Source organism: Mesorhizobium sp. BR1-1-13 (assembly GCF_020165515.1).
In the GTDB taxonomy this organism is placed as follows: Bacteria; Pseudomonadota; Alphaproteobacteria; order Rhizobiales; family Rhizobiaceae; genus Mesorhizobium.
In genome coordinates this window covers 543,725-558,818 of the sequence record NZ_JAIUIH010000004.1, presented here as the reverse complement: position 1 = coordinate 558,818, position 15,094 = coordinate 543,725, and the positions used below count along the sequence as shown (strand labels likewise).

Below are 15,094 nucleotides of genomic sequence, written 5' to 3'. Positions count from 1 at the left end.
AGGAAAAAAGCGGCGTCTTCGGGCGCCGTCTTCATTTTCCTATTGCAGACAAGAAATATCCAGGATATAAATTATCCATGTATAGGAGATTGGCACCATGAAACTGGGTGATGGCGTCGAAGCGGCCATCCACTGCGCGGCGACGCTGGCGGGCGTTGATGGCGACAGCACCATGCCGGGTGCGGCCCTGGCGGAGGCGTTTGGCCTGTCGCCGAGCTATCTCCTGAAACATCTCAACATGCTCACCGCTGCGCGCATCCTGGAATCGGTTCCGGGACCGGCGGGCGGCTACCGGTTGGCGAAGCCGGCCGAACGCATCACGCTGCTGGACATCGTGCTGGCGGTCGAAGGGCGCGAGCCGGCTTTCCGCTGCGGCGAAATCCGCCAGCGCGGCCCGACGAAACTCGATGCGTCGGCCTATGTCAGGCCGTGCGGCATCAATGCTGCGATGCTGAAGGCGGAGCGCGCCTATCGCACGGCGCTGTCCGAGGTCAGGCTGTCCGACATCGTGGCGGACTTCATGAAAGGCGCCGATCCGCGGTCGGTCGCGGCAAGCTGCGCTTTCACCGAGCGCCACCAGCGGCAGCAGAAATCCAGTTCAACCAAGCAAGCGTGAAAGGAAAGACCATGAAACAGAGGCTGCAGTTCTTCGCCAAGGCGCCCGAGATCATGAAAGCGGTGTCGGCGCTCAACAAGGCGGTCGACGAATGTGGGCTGGAGGTGAGCCTGCTGCACCTGATCAAGCTCAGGGCCTCGCAGATCAATGGCTGCTCGTTCTGCGTCGAGATGCACAGCCGCGAGGCCAGGCGCGACGGCGAGACTGAGCAGCGGCTCTATCTGGTTTCGGCCTGGAAGGAATCGCCGCTGTTTTCCGAGCGCGAGCGCGCCGCTTTGGCCTGGACCGAGGCCGTGACGCTGATCGCCAACAATGGTGTTTCGGACGAGCTCTATGCCCGCACGCTGGAGCATTTCTCGGAAGAGGAGTTGGTCAAGCTCTCCGTGGCGCTGGGCATGATCAACACCTGGAACCGGCTTTGCATTCCGTTCCACGCCATTCATCCGATGCCTGCCGCCAAGGCCGCCTGATTGCCCGATCACGATCGGAGCGCCGCCGAGGGAGGCGGCGCTCCCACTATTTCAAAGGGAGAGCGTTTGATGCTTGCCGATTTGCCCGCCGCCTTGTTGGTTCTCGGCCGGCTGTTGCTTGGCGGCGGGTTTGTCTTCGCTGGCCTGCGCAACATCCAGAACGCGGGCTTCTTGACGGGGCTGATGGCCGCGCGAGGCGTGTCGCAGGCGCGGCTGGCGCTTTGGGCCGGCATCGTCCTGCAGATCATCGCCGGCGTGCTGGTGATGGTGGGCTTCTGGACCGCGATTGCCTGTATGGCGCTGGTGCTGTTCATGATCGTCGCCACGCCGATGTTCCACAATTTCTGGGACTATCAGGGACAGGAGCGTGCGTCGCGTATCAATGGTTTTGTTGGCAATGTCGCGCTGAGCGGCGGCTTCCTGACACTGATCGCCCAGTCGCTTTGACGGTTGCAGCTAGGCCGCGAACCGCAAACCACCATCGCAGGTCAGCACCTGGCCGGTCATGAAGCCGTTGGAGACGAGGAAGGCTATGGCCGAGGCGACGTCCTCTGCGCGGCCGATGCGGCCGACCGGCGTCTTGCCGACATATTCCGCGAAGACCGCTTGTCGCTGCTCGTCCGGCAAAAAGTCCCACCAAGGCGTGTCGATGACCCCGGGTGCCACGACATTGACGCGCAGCGGCTTCAGCTCGACAGCCAGGATCGGCGCCACCGTCAGGAGCATGCCATTGACGGCGCCGATGCCGGCGACGCCCGGCGTGGCGAGCTGGGCGGACACCGCCGAGATGAAGGTGACCGATCCTGATTTGTCCAGCGTCGGCAAGGCCGCCTGCAGGCAGGACAATTGTGGCCGCACCTTTTCGTCGACTCCGCCAGCGATATCGGCAAGGTCAAGCGTTTGGAACGGGCCGAGGCCCTTGCCGCCGCTGGCCGCCAGAACGAGGTGATCGAACGGGCCGAGACGCTCGAAGAACTGGCGCACCTCGTCGGGCTTGGCCGCATCGAACGTCGCCTTGCCGGCGGCGCCGCCAAGGCTTTTCCAGGCGCTGATGAGCCTCTCCTGGTTGCGCCCTGTGATCGTCACCTTCATGCTCGGGCCGAGCAGTTTTCGCGCCGTCGCCAGGCCGATGCCGGACGAGCCGCCGATGATAACTGTGTGTTCGATCTTCTCGGTCATGGGTGCTGGTCCTTCGATGTTGCCTGCCCGACAAGGTCGAGGCTCAGGCTTCGCAGTTTCTCTCTTGCCGTGGTGTCGTAAGCCTGGGCGTCGGCGCGGGATTCGCGAAGGCCGTCGAAATAGAGGCCGCTGCGCCCTGCGAGATCAGGCGAGGTGGCGAGGTTGACGATGGCCTCGGCGCCGGTCTCCACCGAGCTCCATGGCGTGACGCCTGCCTGGCGGACCATCGTGGTGTTCATGTAGCTCGCCGGGTGCAGGGCGTTGACGGTAACCCCGCTGCCCTTGATCTGCTCGGCGAGATCGACGGTGAACAGGATCTGCGCCAGCTTGCTCTGGCAGTAGGCGCGCACGCCGCTGTAGCCATGGGGCAGCATGACGTCGCTAAAGTCGATGGCCTGCTGGCCCGCCGAGGCGACGTTGACGATACGCGCCGGTGCGCTGGCCTTCAGCAGGGGCAGCAATTCTTGCGTCAGCAGGAAGCCGGCGAGATAGTTGACGGCGAAGCGCAGTTCATAGCCGTCGGCGCTGACCTGCCTTTTAGCGTTTTGGCCAGCCGTGCCGACGCCGGCATTGTTGATGAGGATGTCGAGCCGAGCGGTTTTCTCACGCACGGCCTCCGCGAGCCGGCGCACCTCGGCCAGCGAGGCGAGGTCGGCTGCGAAGAACTCGGCCTTGCCGCCGGCCGCCTCGATGTCCGCGACCGCCGCCTTGCCGCGCGCTGCGTCGCGTCCGTGCACAAGCACCCGGGCGCCACCTGCGCCCAGCCGTTGCGCGACGACCCGGCCGACACCGTCGGTCGAACCGGTGATCAGGATTGTCTTGTCTTTCAGGTCCATGTTTGAGCCTCCATTCGTTGCTCTCGACAGAAGATGGGGCAGCGGGTGCGCGCCAAACAGTTCAAACTTTATCCTGGTATCGGTACTGCTATAATAGGATCATGGATGCTCCTTCTCATTCCGCTGAAGACAGCCGCCGGCGCGAGCTCGGCGCCTTCCTGCGCTCGCGCCGCGAGAGGCTTTCGCCACAGGCCGCTGGCATTGCCTGCGGCGCGCGGCGGCGCACGCCGGGCCTGCGGCGCGAGGAGGTGGCGATGATCGCCGGTGTCGGCACCACCTGGTACACCTGGCTGGAACAAGGCAGGGATGTCAGGCCCTCGGTGGAGGTGCTGGCGGCGCTTTGCGAGGCGCTGCGCCTCGACGCTGTCGAGAAGCGGCATTTGTTCATCCTCGCCGGCCGCCAACAGCCGGAGCGTCGTGGGGCAACGCCCGAAAAGGTCGACGGGCCGTTGCTGCACATGCTGCAAAGCCTTGTGCTGCAGCCCGCCTATGTGGTTGGCCGGCGCTGGGACGTCCTTGCCTGGAATGATGCGGCGGTGGTGGTGTTCGGCGACTATGGCCTGCTGGAGGGTGACGCCCGCAACATCGTCCACATGGTGTTCACCAGCCCGCACCATCGCCGCCTGCTGGTCGACTGGGAAGAGCTTGCCCGCGTGGTGCTCGCTTCGTTTCGCGCTGAAAGCGCCAAATATGTCGGTGATCCCGATTTCGACCGGCTGATCGCGCTGATGATGCGCTCGAGCCCCGAGTTCCGCGATTGGTGGCCGCGCCGCGACGTGGCGCGAAAGCTGACCGGTCTGAAGCACGTCCGCCACCCGACGGCCGGCGCCATGGCCTTCGAGCATATGAGCCTGTCGATCGACGATGGATCCGACATGCGGCTGGTCGTCTACACGCCGCTGGCCGAGCAGAACTCGATCGCCAAGCTGCAGAGCTTGCTGGATGCGCTGCCGGCCGAGCGGCGCAGCGCATGAGCCTTCAGGGCAGGGTCAGGCCTTCGGCTTCAACCCGTCGAGGAACAATTGCTCCAGGAACCTCGCTGCGTCCTCGAAGCGGCCGTCGCCGCCACGGTTCGGGCCGAGCACGGCGCGGACCTGGACGTCGAAATCGGCATAGTGCTGGGTCGTCGCCCAGATCGAGAAGATCAGGTGCCAAGGATCCGTCCTGGCGATCTTGCCGGCGCGCATCCAGCCCTTGATGACGGTTGCCTTCTCGTCGACCAGCGTCTTCAACTCGCCGGTCAGCAACGGCATGATGCGTGGTGCGCCTTGCAGGATCTCGTTGGCGAACAGCCGGCTCTCTCGCGGAAAATCGCGGGCCATTTCAAGCTTGCGCCTGATGTAGCTCCTGAGCTCGGTCAGGGGATCGCCGATGTCGTCGAGTTCCCTGAGTGGCGCCAGCCATGTGTCGAGCAGGCGCTGCATCAGGGTCTCGTGAATGTCTTCCTTGCGGCGAAAGTAATAGAGCAGGTTGGGCTTCGACATCCCCGCGGCTTCGGCGATCTGGTCGATGGTCGAGCCGCGGAAGCCATTGGTGGAGAACACCTCGAGTGCCGCTTCGAGAATGAGTTCGCGCTTCTCCTGCTGGATGCGGGTGCGGCGAGGGGCTTCCGTGCTGGTGTTCACCGTTGCGCGCCCTCGTGTTGAAAGCGGTCTGGCCCAATTCTCTGGACCAGTTTTTCCCCGGCCTGTGGAACGCACTTCAGGAGCCGCATTTCCGCTAGTAATCCCTTGACCGCCGACAGGGCGGTGCTAACGTTTGTCCAATCGGTCAAAAATTTGCGTAGCACGAAAGCGCGGCAAAGACCAAGCGTTGGACGTACCGAAACAGGTTACAAGGGGAAGTCTTGGTCATGTCCAACCGGCTGAAAGTCACGCCGAACGATCTCAGTGCATTCTGGATGCCGTTCACGGCAAATCGGCAGTTCAAGCAGGCGCCGCGCATGTTCGTGTCCGCCAAGGACATGCACTACACGACCAGCGATGGCCGCAAGGTGCTGGACGGCACCGCCGGCCTCTGGTGCGTCAATGCCGGCCATTGCCGGCCCAAGATCACCGAGGCGATCCAGAGCCAGGCCGCCGAGCTCGACTACGCCCCGGCCTTCCAGATGGGCCACCCGATCGTGTTCGAACTGGCGAACCGCCTTGTCGACATCGCGCCGAAGGGCATGGATCACGTGTTCTTCACCAATTCCGGTTCGGAATCGGTCGAGACCGCGTTGAAGATGGCGATCGCCTATCACCGCGTGAAGGGCGAGGGCTCGCGCACCCGCCTTATCGGACGCGAGCGCGGCTATCACGGCGTCAATTTCGGCGGTATTTCGGTCGGCGGCATCGTCACCAACCGCAAGATGTTCGGCTCGCTGCTCGGCGGCGTCGACCATATGCCGCACACGCACCTGCCCGAGAAGAACGCCTTCTCCAAGGGCGTGCCGGAACATGGCGCGGAGCTCGCCAACGAGCTGGAGCGCATCGTGGCGCTCCATGACGCCTCGACCATCGCGGCCGTCATCGTCGAGCCGGTCGCTGGCTCCACCGGCGTCATCCTGCCGCCAAAGGGCTATTTGCAGAAGCTGCGCGAAATCTGCACCAAGCACGGGATCCTGTTGATCTTCGACGAGGTCATCACCGGTTTCGGCCGTCTTGGCGCGCCGTTCGCGGCCGATTATTTCGGCGTCACGCCTGATATCATGACCACCGCCAAGGGCGTCTCCAACGGCGTCATCCCGATGGGCGCGGTGTTCGTGAAGAAGGAAATCCACGACGCCTTCATGACCGGCCCCGAGCACATGATCGAGTTCTTCCACGGCTACACCTATTCCGGCAATCCGATCGCCTGCGCCGCGGCGCTTGGCACGCTCGACACCTACAAGGAAGAGGGCCTGCTCACACGCGGCGAGGAACTGGCGCTCTATTGGGAAGACGCGCTGCATTCGCTGAAGGGCGAGCCGCATGTCATCGATATCAGGAACATCGGCCTGATCGGTGCGATCGAGCTGGCGCCGATCGCCGGGCAGCCGACCAAGCGGGCCTTCTCGGCCTTCGTCAAGGCGTTCGAGCGCGGCGCGCTGATCCGCACCACCGGCGACATCATCGCGCTGTCGCCGCCGCTGATCATCACCAAGGGCCAGATCAACGAACTGATCGATCATGTGCGTGAGGTACTGAGGTCGATCGATTGAAGAACTGGGCGCGGATAACCCTCCCCTCGAGGGGGAGGGGAACGCCACGCAATTGGAGAGGTTTTGAATGGCCGCACCCGGCGAGAATCTGCGAATCAATTCAGACCGTTTGTGGGATTCCATCATGGAGATGGCGAAGATCGGCCCGGGCATTGCCGGCGGCAACAATCGCCAGACCGTGACCGACGAGGACGGCGAGGGCCGGCATCTGTTCAAGCGCTGGTGCGATGCCGCCGGTCTCGAAATGGGCATCGACGAGATGGGCACCATGTTTGCCAGGCGCGAAGGCGCCGACCCCAGCCTGCCGCCGGTCTATGTCGGCAGCCATCTCGACACGCAGCCGACCGGCGGCAAGTATGACGGCGTGCTCGGCGTGCTCGGCGGCCTGGAAGTCGTGCGCTCGCTCAACGATCTCGGCATCAAGACCAAACATCCGATCGTGGTCACGAACTGGACCAACGAGGAGGGCTCGCGCTTTGCCCCGGCGATGATGGCGTCCGGCGTGTTCGCCGGTGTGCTCGACCAAGCCGACGTCTACGAGCATACGGACAAGAACGGCAAGAAATTCGGCGAGGAACTGGAGCGTATCGGCTGGAGGGGCACGGAGAAGGTCGGCGATCGCAAGATCCACGCCTTTTTCGAACTGCATATCGAGCAGGGGCCTATCCTCGAGGACGAAGGCATCGACATCGGCGTCGTCACCCATGGACAGGGGCTGAAATGGCTGCAGGTGACGCTGACCGGCAAGGAGGCGCATACCGGCTCGACGCCGATGCCCAAGCGCCGCAATGCCGGGCTCGGCATGGCGCGCGTGATCGAACTGGTGCATGAGATTGCCATGGACTATCAGCCTGACGCCGTCGGCGCGGTCGGCCACATGGAAGTCTACCCGAACTCACGCAACATCATCGCCGGGCGCACCGTCTTCACCATCGACATCCGCTCGCCGGAGAAGGAAGTGCTCGACGCCATGGATGGGCGCATCCGCGAAGGGATCGACACGATATGCGAGGCGCTCGACATCCAGTACAAGATCGAGCAGGTCGGCCATTTCGATCCGGTCACCTTCGACAAGGGTTGCGTCAAGGCGATCCGTGATGCCGCCGACCGGCTCGGCTACACGCACCGCAACATCGTCTCGGGCGCGGGCCACGACGCCTGCTGGATCAACCGCGTCGCGCCGACCGCCATGGTGATGTGCCCCTGCGTCGACGGTCTCAGCCACAACGAGGCCGAGGAGATCTCCAAGGAATGGGCGGCGGCAGGAGCCGACGTGCTGTTCCATGCCGTGGTGGAGACGGCGGTTATCGTGGAGTAAAGCTGGAAAGCTGGATTTCCAAACGGCGCTCGCAAGAAGCGCGAAGGAACAAGGGAACGAGAAAATGACCAAAGTCATCCGCAACGGCACCATCGTCACCGCCGACCGCACATGGAAGGCCGACGTGCTGATGCAGCACGGCAAGATCGTCGCCATAGGCTCCAACCTGCACGGCGACCATGAGTTCGACGCCACCGGCTGTTATGTGATACCCGGCGGCATAGACCCGCATACTCATCTCGAAATGCCGTTCATGGGCACCTATTCGGCCGACGATTTCGAGTCCGGCACGCGCGCGGCACTAGCCGGTGGCACGACGATGGTGGTCGATTTCTGCCTGCCGTCGCCGCAGCAGTCGCTGCTCGAGGCCTTGCAGATGTGGGACAACAAGACCTCGAAGGCGTCTTGCGACTATTCCTTCCACATGGCGATCACCTGGTGGGGCAAGCAGGTGTTCGACGAGATGGCCACCGTCGTCGACAAGGGCATCACCTCGTTCAAGCATTTCATGGCCTACAAGGGCGCGCTGATGGTGGACGACGACGAAATGTATGCGTCGTTCCAGCGCTGCGCCGAGCTCGGCGCGCTGCCGCTGGTGCATGCCGAGAATGGCGACGTGGTTGCGGCGCTCTCCCAGAAGCTGCTTGCCGCCGGCAATAATGGCCCGGAGGGGCACGCCTATTCGCGCCCGCCGGAAGTGGAAGGCGAGGCGACTAACCGCGCCATCATGATCGCCGACATGGCCGGTGTGCCGCTCTACGTCGTGCATGTCTCGTGTGAGCAGGCGCACGAGGCCATCCGCCGGGCGCGTCAGAAAGGCATGCGGGTGTTCGGCGAGCCACTGATCCAGCACCTGACGCTGGACGAGAGCGAGTATTTCGACAAGGACTGGGACCATGCGGCGCGCCGCGTGATGAGCCCGCCCTTCCGCAACAAATTACACCAGGATTCGCTGTGGGCCGGCCTGCAGGCGGGATCGTTGCAGGTGGTGGCGACCGACCACTGCGCCTTCACCACGGACCAGAAGCGCTTCGGCGTCGGCAATTTCACCAAGATCCCGAACGGCACGGGCGGCCTCGAGGATCGCATGCCGGTGCTGTGGACCAAGGGCGTCAACACCGGGCGGCTGACGATGAACGAATTCGTCGCCGTAACCTCGACCAACATCGCCAAGATCCTCAACATGTACCCGAAAAAAGGCGCCATTGTCGAAGGCGCGGATGCCGACATCATCGTGTGGGATCCCAAGCGCAAGAAGACGATTTCTTCGAAGAAGCAGCAGTCGGTCATCGACTACAACGTCTTCGAAGGCGTCGAAGTGACAGGCCTGCCGCGCTTTGTCTTCTCGCGTGGCGAATTGTCGATCGAGGAGAGCGAGGTGAAGGCCAAGCCTGGCCATGGCCAGTTCGTCGGCCGCGAGCCGAACGCGGCGGTCAACCGGGCACTGTCGACCTGGAAGGAGATCACCGCGCCGCGCAAGGTGGAGCGGACAGGCATTCCGGCGACCGGGGTTTGAGCTTGCGCGCACTTCTGTTAGTCGCCGCGGCAGTCGTCGTGGCAACGGCTGGGCCTGCGTCGGCGGCAGCCGTCGATCTCTCAAAGCTCTATGGCAACAAGTCCGGCTGCATCAACAAGAACGGCCAGCAGGTCTATGCCGAGGACATGCTGCTTTTGACCGACAAGGAGTTCATCACGGTCGCCAGCGCCTGCACCTTTACCGACAAGCAGGTTCAGGCCGACGGCTCGCTGGTGATGAAGGCGCAATGCGAGGCGGAAGGCGAGGACGGCCAATCGCCGATCCAGTTCACCATCAAACGCAGCGTCAAGAACGCCAAGAGGCTGGTGATCGCCGACGAGAACGGCATGGTCTACGGAGAAGTCTCCCGGTGCCGATGACGCCTAGCCCCGCAAAGCCGGCTTCAGGCGACCAATGCATCCAGTTCCGGCAGCAGGACGACGCTTTCCTGCTCTTTGGGATCGGTGCGGGCAATGACGGCCGAAGACGGGGCCCCGCTCAGATTGGCGGGCAGATGCGGCACGCCGGCCGGAATGTAGAAGAGGTCGCCGGCTTTGGCGACGATGTGGTTCTCAAGCCGGTCGCCGTACCAGGTATGGACCTCGCCGGAGAGCACGTAGATCGCCGTTTCATGGTTCTCATGCAGATGTGCCTTGGCGCGGGCGCCGGGCGGCATGGTGAGCACATGCATGCAGATACCAGATGAGCCGACCGACTCGGTGGCGATACCGGCGAAATACGTCAATCCTTGCTTGCCTTCATAAGAGCTTTCAGGGCGGATAAGATGGCAAGTGGGTTTAGGCGACATCGGGAAAACTCCGGGCGTCGAATGAGTGGAACAAGACCAATGGGACTGGGCGAGTGGAAAACAACATCGCGATAAAAGCAATCGGAATCGGGCCGGCGCTGCAGGGACAGGAACAGGCAGGCCGCGGCCGATGACGGGGATTTCGCCAGCCGTCGTCGCGGCAAGCAAGCTTGGCCTGACCTTCCAGACCAATGACGGGCCGGTACAGGCGCTGTCCAATGTCGACCTGACCATCGGCAAGGGTGAGTTCGTTTCCTTTATCGGGCCGTCGGGTTGCGGCAAGACGACCTTGCTGCGGGTCATCGCCGATCTTGAGAAGCCGACCTCGGGGACCATTTCGGTCAACGGCATGACAGCAGAACAGGCGCGCGAGAAACGCGCCTACGGCTATGTCTTCCAGGCCGCCGCCCTGTTTCCCTGGCGCACCATCGAGCGCAACGTCGCGCTGCCGCTGGAGATCATGGGCCTCTCTGGGGCCGAACAGGCGGAGCGCATCAAGCGCACGCTGGATCTCGTCAATCTCTCGGGTTTCGAGAAGAAGTATCCCTGGCAGCTTTCCGGCGGCATGCAGCAGCGCGCCTCGATCGCTCGCGCGCTCGCCTTCGATGCCGATCTTCTGTTGATGGACGAGCCGTTCGGCGCGCTGGACGAGATCGTGCGCGACCACCTCAACGAGCAATTGCTGCAATTGTGGGCGCGCACCAACAAGACCATCTGCTTCGTCACGCACTCCATTCCCGAGGCGGTGTATTTGTCGACGCGCATCGTCGTCATGTCGCCGCGTCCGGGCCGCGTCAGCGACGTCATCGAATCGACGCTGCCGAAGGAGCGGCCACTCGACATCCGCGAGACGCCGGAGTTCCTGGCGATCGCCGCGCGCGTGCGCGAGGGGTTGCGGGCAGGGCACAGCTATGATGATTGAGGAGGTGCAGGATGAGGCTCCTCCTCTCCCCCACGGGGAGAGGGTGGCCGGAGCGAAGCGGAGGTCCGGTGAGGGGGCGGCGCCGACAGATCCGACCAAGAGAAAAGTCGGGGCAACCGATCGCGCCCGAGAGCTGCGGCTTAACGAAACCAAAGCCGAATACCGGCTTTGGGGCGAGTTACGCGGGCGCCACCTCAATGGCTACAAATTTGTGAGGCAAGTGCCGCTTGGACCGTTCTTCGTCGACTTTCTCTGCCGTGAAAAAAGCTTGATCGTCGAAATCGATGGTAGCCAACATGCCAAATCACTGACCGATGAAAGCAGAACCGCTTGGCTGAATGGTCACGGCTATTCGGTTCTTCGCTTCTGGAATCACGAAGTTCTGGCTGAACGGCGGGCGCCCCTAGATACGATACCGGCTGTGCTTGAGCGGCAGATACACTCACCCTCACCCGGCCTTCGCTTCGCTCCGGCCACCCTCTCCCCTGTGGGGAGAGGAGAAGGGCGGCGCTAGATGGACACCTTCCGCTCCAAGGTCATCCCGGTAACCTCCATCCTCGCCGGCGTGGTGGTCCTCTGGTACGTCTTCGCCGTCATCCTCAACACGCCGTTCCAGCGCGATCTCGACCAACGTGCCAACGAAACGCCCGGCGCCCTCGAGTTCGTCGGCAAGACGCTCTCGCAGCCGAAGCCGACGCTGCCGGCGCCGCACCAGGTGGCGGTGAACTTTTTCGAGAACACGTTCCTGCGCAACGTCACTTCGAACCGCAGCCTGGTCTACAATGCCTGGGTGACGCTGTCCTCGACGCTGCTGGGCTTTGCCTTCGGCACGGCGCTCGGCATCATCATCGCGGTGGGCATCGTACATGTGGCGACGCTCGACCGCAGCCTGATGCCGTGGATCATCGCCTCGCAGACCATCCCGATCCTGGCGGTGGCGCCGATGATCATCGTCGTGCTGGCGGCAATCGGCATTACCGGCCTGATCCCGAAGGCGATGATCTCGACCTATCTGTCGTTCTTCCCAGTGACGGTGGGCATGGTGAAGGGGCTGCGCTCGCCCGAGATCATGCATCTCGACCTGATGCACACCTATAATGCCAGCCGTGCGCAGACCTTCTGGAAGCTGCGCGTGCCGGCCTCGGTGCCGTTCCTGTTCACTTCGATGAAGGTGGCGGTGGCGGCGAGTCTGGTCGGCGCCATTGTCGGCGAACTGCCGACGGGTGCCGTCGCCGGCATCGGCGCCAAGCTGCTCGCTGGCGCCTATTACAGCCAGTCCATCGACATCTGGTCGGCGCTTGTCGCGGGCTCGATCGTGGCCGCGCTGCTGGTCATGGTGGTCGGCATTGCCGGGCGCCTCGTCGATCGCGCCATGGGCGGGAGACCGGCATGAACCGGCTGAAACCCTCCTGGCAGGCCGTGCTGGCCATCGTGCTGTGCCTGATGGCGGTCGCACTCGGCGCCATATCGAAACCGGAAGCGGCGGCGCTGGCGGACCCGACAAACAGCGCCAGCTACCCTTATCTCGGAACGAAGGGCCTGATGCTCGGCCTTGCCATGCTGACGGCCCTGGTCTCGATGATCAGGATTCCGTCCTTTATGGAAGCGGTGGTGCTGTTTGTCGGCGCCCACCTCGTCGCCTGGCTGCTGATCTCAGGTATCACTGGTTTCGAAGGCACGGCACTGGCGCCGTATTTCCTGCTGCTCACGGCCGCCTGGCTGCTTGGCTGGCGCTGCGTCGCGGTGCTATCGGGACTGCACCCCACGGCAAGCTGGATGCGCACTGCGCTACGCCTGATCATCCCCGCCATCTTCGGCGCCTGGATCCTGATCATCTGGGAAGCGGTGACGCGTGGCGCCGGCATCCCGTTCATCCTGTTGCCGCCGCCGAGCGCCATCGGCGCGCGCATCGCCAGTTCGCTGCCGATCCTTGGCGCCGATGTCCGGCAGACCATCTTCAAGGCGGTGATCTTCGGCTATGTCGTTGGCAGTGGCGCCGGCTTCGTCACGGCCATTCTCGCCGACCGGGTGCCATTCCTGCGGCGCGGCCTGCTGCCCATCGGCAACATGGTCTCGGCGCTGCCGATCATAGGCGTGGCGCCAATCATGGTGATGTGGTTCGGCTTCGACTGGCAGTCCAAGGCGGCTGTCGTCATCATCATGACCTTCTTCCCGATGCTGGTGAACACCGTCGCCGGTCTGGCCGCGTCCGGCCATATGGAGCGCGACCTGATGCGCACCTATGCGTCGGGTTACTGGCCGACGCTTATCAAGCTCAGGCTGCCGGCCGCTGCTCCCTTCATCTTCAACGCGCTGAAGATCAACTCGACGCTGGCGCTGATCGGCGCCATCGTCGCCGAGTTCTTCGGCACGCCTGTCGTCGGCATGGGCTTCCGCATCTCGACCGAAGTCGGACGGATGAACATCGACATGGTCTGGGCCGAAATCGCAGTTGCAGCCCTTGCGGGTTCGGTCTTTTATGGTGTGGTCGCTCTTGTCGAAAGAGCCGTCACGTTTTGGCATCCCTCTGTCCGTGGTGGATAGGGGCGGTGGGTTTGGGCACTAACTCCAGAGGGAAAAAAATGAAAAAACTGATTATTCCTGTACTGGCCGGCGCGATGTCGCTGGCCGCGTTCCAGGCAATGGCCGCCGACAAGGTGACGTTGCAGCTGAAATGGGTCACGCAGGCCCAGTTTGCCGGCTATTACGTCGCCAAGGCGAAGGGCTTCTACGAGGCCGAGGGTCTCGACGTCGACATCAAGCCGGGCGGTCCCGACATTGCGCCCGAGCAGGTGATCGCCGGGGGCGGCGCCGATGTCATCGTCGACTGGATGGGCGGCGCGCTGGCAGCCCGCGAAAAGGGCGTGCCGCTGGTCAACATCGCCCAGCCGTTCAAGAAGGCCGGCATGGAACTGGTCTGCCCGAAAGACGGCCCGATCAAGACCGAAGCCGACTTCAAGGGCCACACGCTCGGCGTCTGGTTCTTCGGCAACGAATATCCGTTCTACGCCTGGATGAACAAGCTTGGCCTCAAGACCGATGGCGGCCCGGACGGCGTCACCGTTCTCAAGCAGAGCTTTGACGTGCAGCCGCTGATTCAGAAGCAGGCGGATTGCATCTCGGTCATGACCTATAATGAATATTGGCAGCTGATCGACGCCGGCTACAAGCCGGAGCAGCTCACCGTGTTCAATTACTCGGCGATGGGCAACGACCTGCTCGAGGACGGGCTTTATGCCTCAGAGGATAAGCTCAAGGATCCGGCCTTCGAGGACAAGATGGTGCGTTTTGTGCGCGCCTCGATGAAGGGTTGGAAATACGCCGTCGACAACAATGACGAAGCGGCGGAGATCGTCATGGATGGTGGCGGCCAGGACGAGAACCACCAGAAGCGGATGATGAGCGAAGTCGCCAAGCTGATCGACAATGCCGACGGCAAGCTCGACCCGGCGACCTACGAGCGCACCGCCAAGGCGCTGCTCGACCAGAAGATCATCACCAAGGAGCCGAAAGGCGCCTACACCACCGCCATCACCGACAAGGCGATCAAGTAGGCCTCAAAACGGCCTCTTGGCAGGGCTTGATGGACGATGTTGGAGGGGCGGGCGACCGCCCCTTTTTCATGCGGCCAAATCACAAAAGCGTGTGCCTGGATACATTGGGGCGGCCGAGCGTTGCTTCGGAGGCATGCGCGTGCGGGGAGCCACGACGGATGCTACAGCCAATCGGAGGTTCTTCATGCGCACACAAACCGTCTTGCCGGCCCTTTCGGCGCTGGCCATTTCGACCGCTTTCCTGTTCGCATCACCGGCCATGGCCGACATGGTAAAGTACAAGGCGACGCTCGATGGCAGCCAGCAGAGCCCGCCCGTCACGACCAAGGGCAAGGGCACCGCCACATTAACCTTCGACACCGCCAAGAAGAAACTCAGCTGGAACGTCAAATATTCCGGCCTCAGCGGGCCGGCGGTAGCCGCTCACATTCACGGGCCGGCCGCGAAGGGGGAAAATGCGGACCCGGTAATCCCGTTCAAAAAACTCAAGAGCCCGATCAAGGGGTCGGCGACATTGACCGATACGCAGGTGACCGATCTGGAGGCCGGCAAATATTACGTCAACATCCACACCGCCGCCAACAAGGACGGCGAGATCCGCGGTCAGATCGAAAAGGCGGCGGCATCGATGTAACGCGACGTCGCTCGGGGCGCGCGCCCGTATTTGCTTGCGAAAGCTTTGCGGGACAGCGCC

Annotated in this window: 18 protein-coding genes; 14 read left to right on the top strand and 4 right to left on the bottom strand. The window is 63.2% G+C overall.

Annotated features, from left to right (window positions below):
* Positions 1-97 precede the first annotated feature (97 nt).
* The 3 genes from LB533_RS13415 (at position 98) to LB533_RS13405 (ending at position 1,533) form a co-directional block, all read left to right on the top strand.
* Positions 98-616, top strand: coding sequence for an RrF2 family transcriptional regulator (locus tag LB533_RS13415; protein WP_140644249.1), 519 nt, complete (start codon positions 98-100; stop codon positions 614-616).
* 11 nt (positions 617-627) lie between these two features.
* A complete protein-coding gene (locus tag LB533_RS13410) occupies positions 628-1,086 on the top strand; it encodes a carboxymuconolactone decarboxylase family protein (protein WP_140644247.1) in 459 nt (152 codons plus the stop codon).
* 69 nt (positions 1,087-1,155) lie between these two features.
* Entirely contained in the window at positions 1,156-1,533 is a 378-nt protein-coding gene (locus tag LB533_RS13405) for a DoxX family protein (RefSeq protein ID WP_140644245.1), read from the top strand.
* Between the two features lie 9 nt (positions 1,534-1,542).
* Here LB533_RS13405 and LB533_RS13400 read toward each other — a convergent pair whose 3' ends face one another.
* Both LB533_RS13400 and LB533_RS13395 read right to left on the bottom strand, forming a co-directional pair.
* The gene (locus tag LB533_RS13400) at positions 1,543-2,265 is read right to left on the bottom strand and encodes an SDR family oxidoreductase (RefSeq protein ID WP_140644243.1); all 723 of its coding nucleotides are present in this window, start codon (positions 2,263-2,265) and stop codon (positions 1,543-1,545) included.
* On the bottom strand, positions 2,262-3,101 hold the full coding sequence (locus LB533_RS13395; RefSeq protein ID WP_140644241.1) for an SDR family NAD(P)-dependent oxidoreductase: 840 nt from the start codon (positions 3,099-3,101) through the stop codon (positions 2,262-2,264). The genes LB533_RS13400 and LB533_RS13395 overlap by 4 nt, the downstream gene beginning before the upstream one ends.
* A gap of 101 nt (positions 3,102-3,202) precedes the next feature.
* Here LB533_RS13395 and LB533_RS13390 point away from each other — a divergent pair, with 101 nt between their 5' ends.
* Positions 3,203-4,075 (top strand): helix-turn-helix transcriptional regulator, encoded by an 873-nt coding sequence (locus LB533_RS13390; protein WP_140644239.1) that lies wholly within the window; start codon positions 3,203-3,205, stop codon positions 4,073-4,075.
* A 15-nt stretch (positions 4,076-4,090) separates the two neighbouring features.
* On the opposite strand, the gene LB533_RS13385 is transcribed toward LB533_RS13390, so the two are convergent.
* Positions 4,091-4,726, bottom strand: a complete 636-nt coding sequence (locus tag LB533_RS13385; RefSeq protein WP_140495120.1) for a TetR family transcriptional regulator C-terminal domain-containing protein — start codon at positions 4,724-4,726, stop codon at positions 4,091-4,093.
* 227 nt (positions 4,727-4,953) lie between these two features.
* On the opposite strand from LB533_RS13385, the gene LB533_RS13380 reads away from it, so the two are divergent.
* The 4 genes from LB533_RS13380 (at position 4,954) to LB533_RS13365 (ending at position 9,496) form a co-directional block, all read left to right on the top strand.
* Positions 4,954-6,282: an aspartate aminotransferase family protein gene (locus tag LB533_RS13380; RefSeq protein WP_224556453.1), complete on the top strand. Its 1,329-nt coding sequence runs from the start codon at positions 4,954-4,956 to the stop codon at positions 6,280-6,282.
* A 67-nt stretch (positions 6,283-6,349) separates the two neighbouring features.
* A complete protein-coding gene (locus LB533_RS13375) occupies positions 6,350-7,600 on the top strand; it encodes a Zn-dependent hydrolase (protein ID WP_140644235.1) in 1,251 nt (416 codons plus the stop codon).
* A gap of 64 nt (positions 7,601-7,664) precedes the next feature.
* Positions 7,665-9,116 carry a dihydropyrimidinase gene (hydA, locus tag LB533_RS13370; protein ID WP_140644233.1) on the top strand — a complete coding sequence of 484 codons (1,452 nt, stop codon included), beginning with the start codon at positions 7,665-7,667 and terminating at the stop codon, positions 9,114-9,116.
* Positions 9,117-9,118: 2 nt separating this feature from the next.
* Positions 9,119-9,496 carry a hypothetical protein gene (locus tag LB533_RS13365; protein WP_181169613.1) on the top strand — a complete coding sequence of 126 codons (378 nt, stop codon included), beginning with the start codon at positions 9,119-9,121 and terminating at the stop codon, positions 9,494-9,496.
* A 23-nt stretch (positions 9,497-9,519) separates the two neighbouring features.
* On the opposite strand, the gene LB533_RS13360 is transcribed toward LB533_RS13365, so the two are convergent.
* Positions 9,520-9,924 carry a cupin domain-containing protein gene (locus LB533_RS13360; RefSeq protein ID WP_140553046.1) on the bottom strand — a complete coding sequence of 135 codons (405 nt, stop codon included), beginning with the start codon at positions 9,922-9,924 and terminating at the stop codon, positions 9,520-9,522.
* Between the two features lie 130 nt (positions 9,925-10,054).
* Between LB533_RS13360 and LB533_RS13355 the strand changes: the two genes are divergently transcribed.
* From LB533_RS13355 to LB533_RS13330, 6 genes are all read left to right on the top strand, one after another.
* A complete protein-coding gene (locus LB533_RS13355; protein ID WP_224677322.1) occupies positions 10,055-10,846 on the top strand; it encodes an ABC transporter ATP-binding protein in 792 nt (263 codons plus the stop codon).
* On the top strand, positions 10,836-11,360 hold the full coding sequence (locus LB533_RS13350) for an endonuclease domain-containing protein (protein WP_224677321.1): 525 nt from the start codon (positions 10,836-10,838) through the stop codon (positions 11,358-11,360). The genes LB533_RS13355 and LB533_RS13350 overlap by 11 nt, the downstream gene beginning before the upstream one ends.
* Positions 11,361-12,239: an ABC transporter permease gene (locus tag LB533_RS13345; RefSeq protein WP_224677320.1), complete on the top strand. Its 879-nt coding sequence runs from the start codon at positions 11,361-11,363 to the stop codon at positions 12,237-12,239. It begins immediately after the preceding gene.
* Entirely contained in the window at positions 12,236-13,390 is a 1,155-nt protein-coding gene (locus LB533_RS13340) for an ABC transporter permease (RefSeq protein ID WP_224677319.1), read from the top strand. The genes LB533_RS13345 and LB533_RS13340 overlap by 4 nt, the downstream gene beginning before the upstream one ends.
* 38 nt (positions 13,391-13,428) lie before the next feature.
* Positions 13,429-14,400 carry an ABC transporter substrate-binding protein gene (locus tag LB533_RS13335; RefSeq protein WP_224677318.1) on the top strand — a complete coding sequence of 324 codons (972 nt, stop codon included), beginning with the start codon at positions 13,429-13,431 and terminating at the stop codon, positions 14,398-14,400.
* A gap of 184 nt (positions 14,401-14,584) precedes the next feature.
* Positions 14,585-15,034, top strand: a complete 450-nt coding sequence (locus LB533_RS13330) for a CHRD domain-containing protein (protein WP_140644218.1) — start codon at positions 14,585-14,587, stop codon at positions 15,032-15,034.
* Positions 15,035-15,094 lie beyond the last annotated feature (60 nt).

Coding starts and splice junctions, on each gene's coding strand:
- LB533_RS13415 (WP_140644249.1), top strand. CDS start 98: ATGAAACTGGGTGATGGCGTCGAAGCGGCCATCCACTGCGCGGCGACG.
- LB533_RS13410 (WP_140644247.1), top strand. CDS start 628: ATGAAACAGAGGCTGCAGTTCTTCGCCAAGGCGCCCGAGATCATGAAA.
- LB533_RS13405 (WP_140644245.1), top strand. CDS start 1,156: ATGCTTGCCGATTTGCCCGCCGCCTTGTTGGTTCTCGGCCGGCTGTTG.
- LB533_RS13400 (WP_140644243.1), bottom strand. CDS start 2,265: ATGACCGAGAAGATCGAACACACAGTTATCATCGGCGGCTCGTCCGGC.
- LB533_RS13395 (WP_140644241.1), bottom strand. CDS start 3,101: ATGGACCTGAAAGACAAGACAATCCTGATCACCGGTTCGACCGACGGT.
- LB533_RS13390 (WP_140644239.1), top strand. CDS start 3,203: ATGGATGCTCCTTCTCATTCCGCTGAAGACAGCCGCCGGCGCGAGCTC.
- LB533_RS13380 (WP_224556453.1), top strand. CDS start 4,954: ATGTCCAACCGGCTGAAAGTCACGCCGAACGATCTCAGTGCATTCTGG.
- LB533_RS13375 (WP_140644235.1), top strand. CDS start 6,350: ATGGCCGCACCCGGCGAGAATCTGCGAATCAATTCAGACCGTTTGTGG.
- hydA (WP_140644233.1), top strand. CDS start 7,665: ATGACCAAAGTCATCCGCAACGGCACCATCGTCACCGCCGACCGCACA.
- LB533_RS13360 (WP_140553046.1), bottom strand. CDS start 9,924: ATGTCGCCTAAACCCACTTGCCATCTTATCCGCCCTGAAAGCTCTTAT.
- LB533_RS13355 (WP_224677322.1), top strand. CDS start 10,055: ATGACGGGGATTTCGCCAGCCGTCGTCGCGGCAAGCAAGCTTGGCCTG.
- LB533_RS13350 (WP_224677321.1), top strand. CDS start 10,836: ATGATGATTGAGGAGGTGCAGGATGAGGCTCCTCCTCTCCCCCACGGG.
- LB533_RS13345 (WP_224677320.1), top strand. CDS start 11,361: ATGGACACCTTCCGCTCCAAGGTCATCCCGGTAACCTCCATCCTCGCC.
- LB533_RS13340 (WP_224677319.1), top strand. CDS start 12,236: ATGAACCGGCTGAAACCCTCCTGGCAGGCCGTGCTGGCCATCGTGCTG.
- LB533_RS13335 (WP_224677318.1), top strand. CDS start 13,429: ATGAAAAAACTGATTATTCCTGTACTGGCCGGCGCGATGTCGCTGGCC.
- LB533_RS13330 (WP_140644218.1), top strand. CDS start 14,585: ATGCGCACACAAACCGTCTTGCCGGCCCTTTCGGCGCTGGCCATTTCG.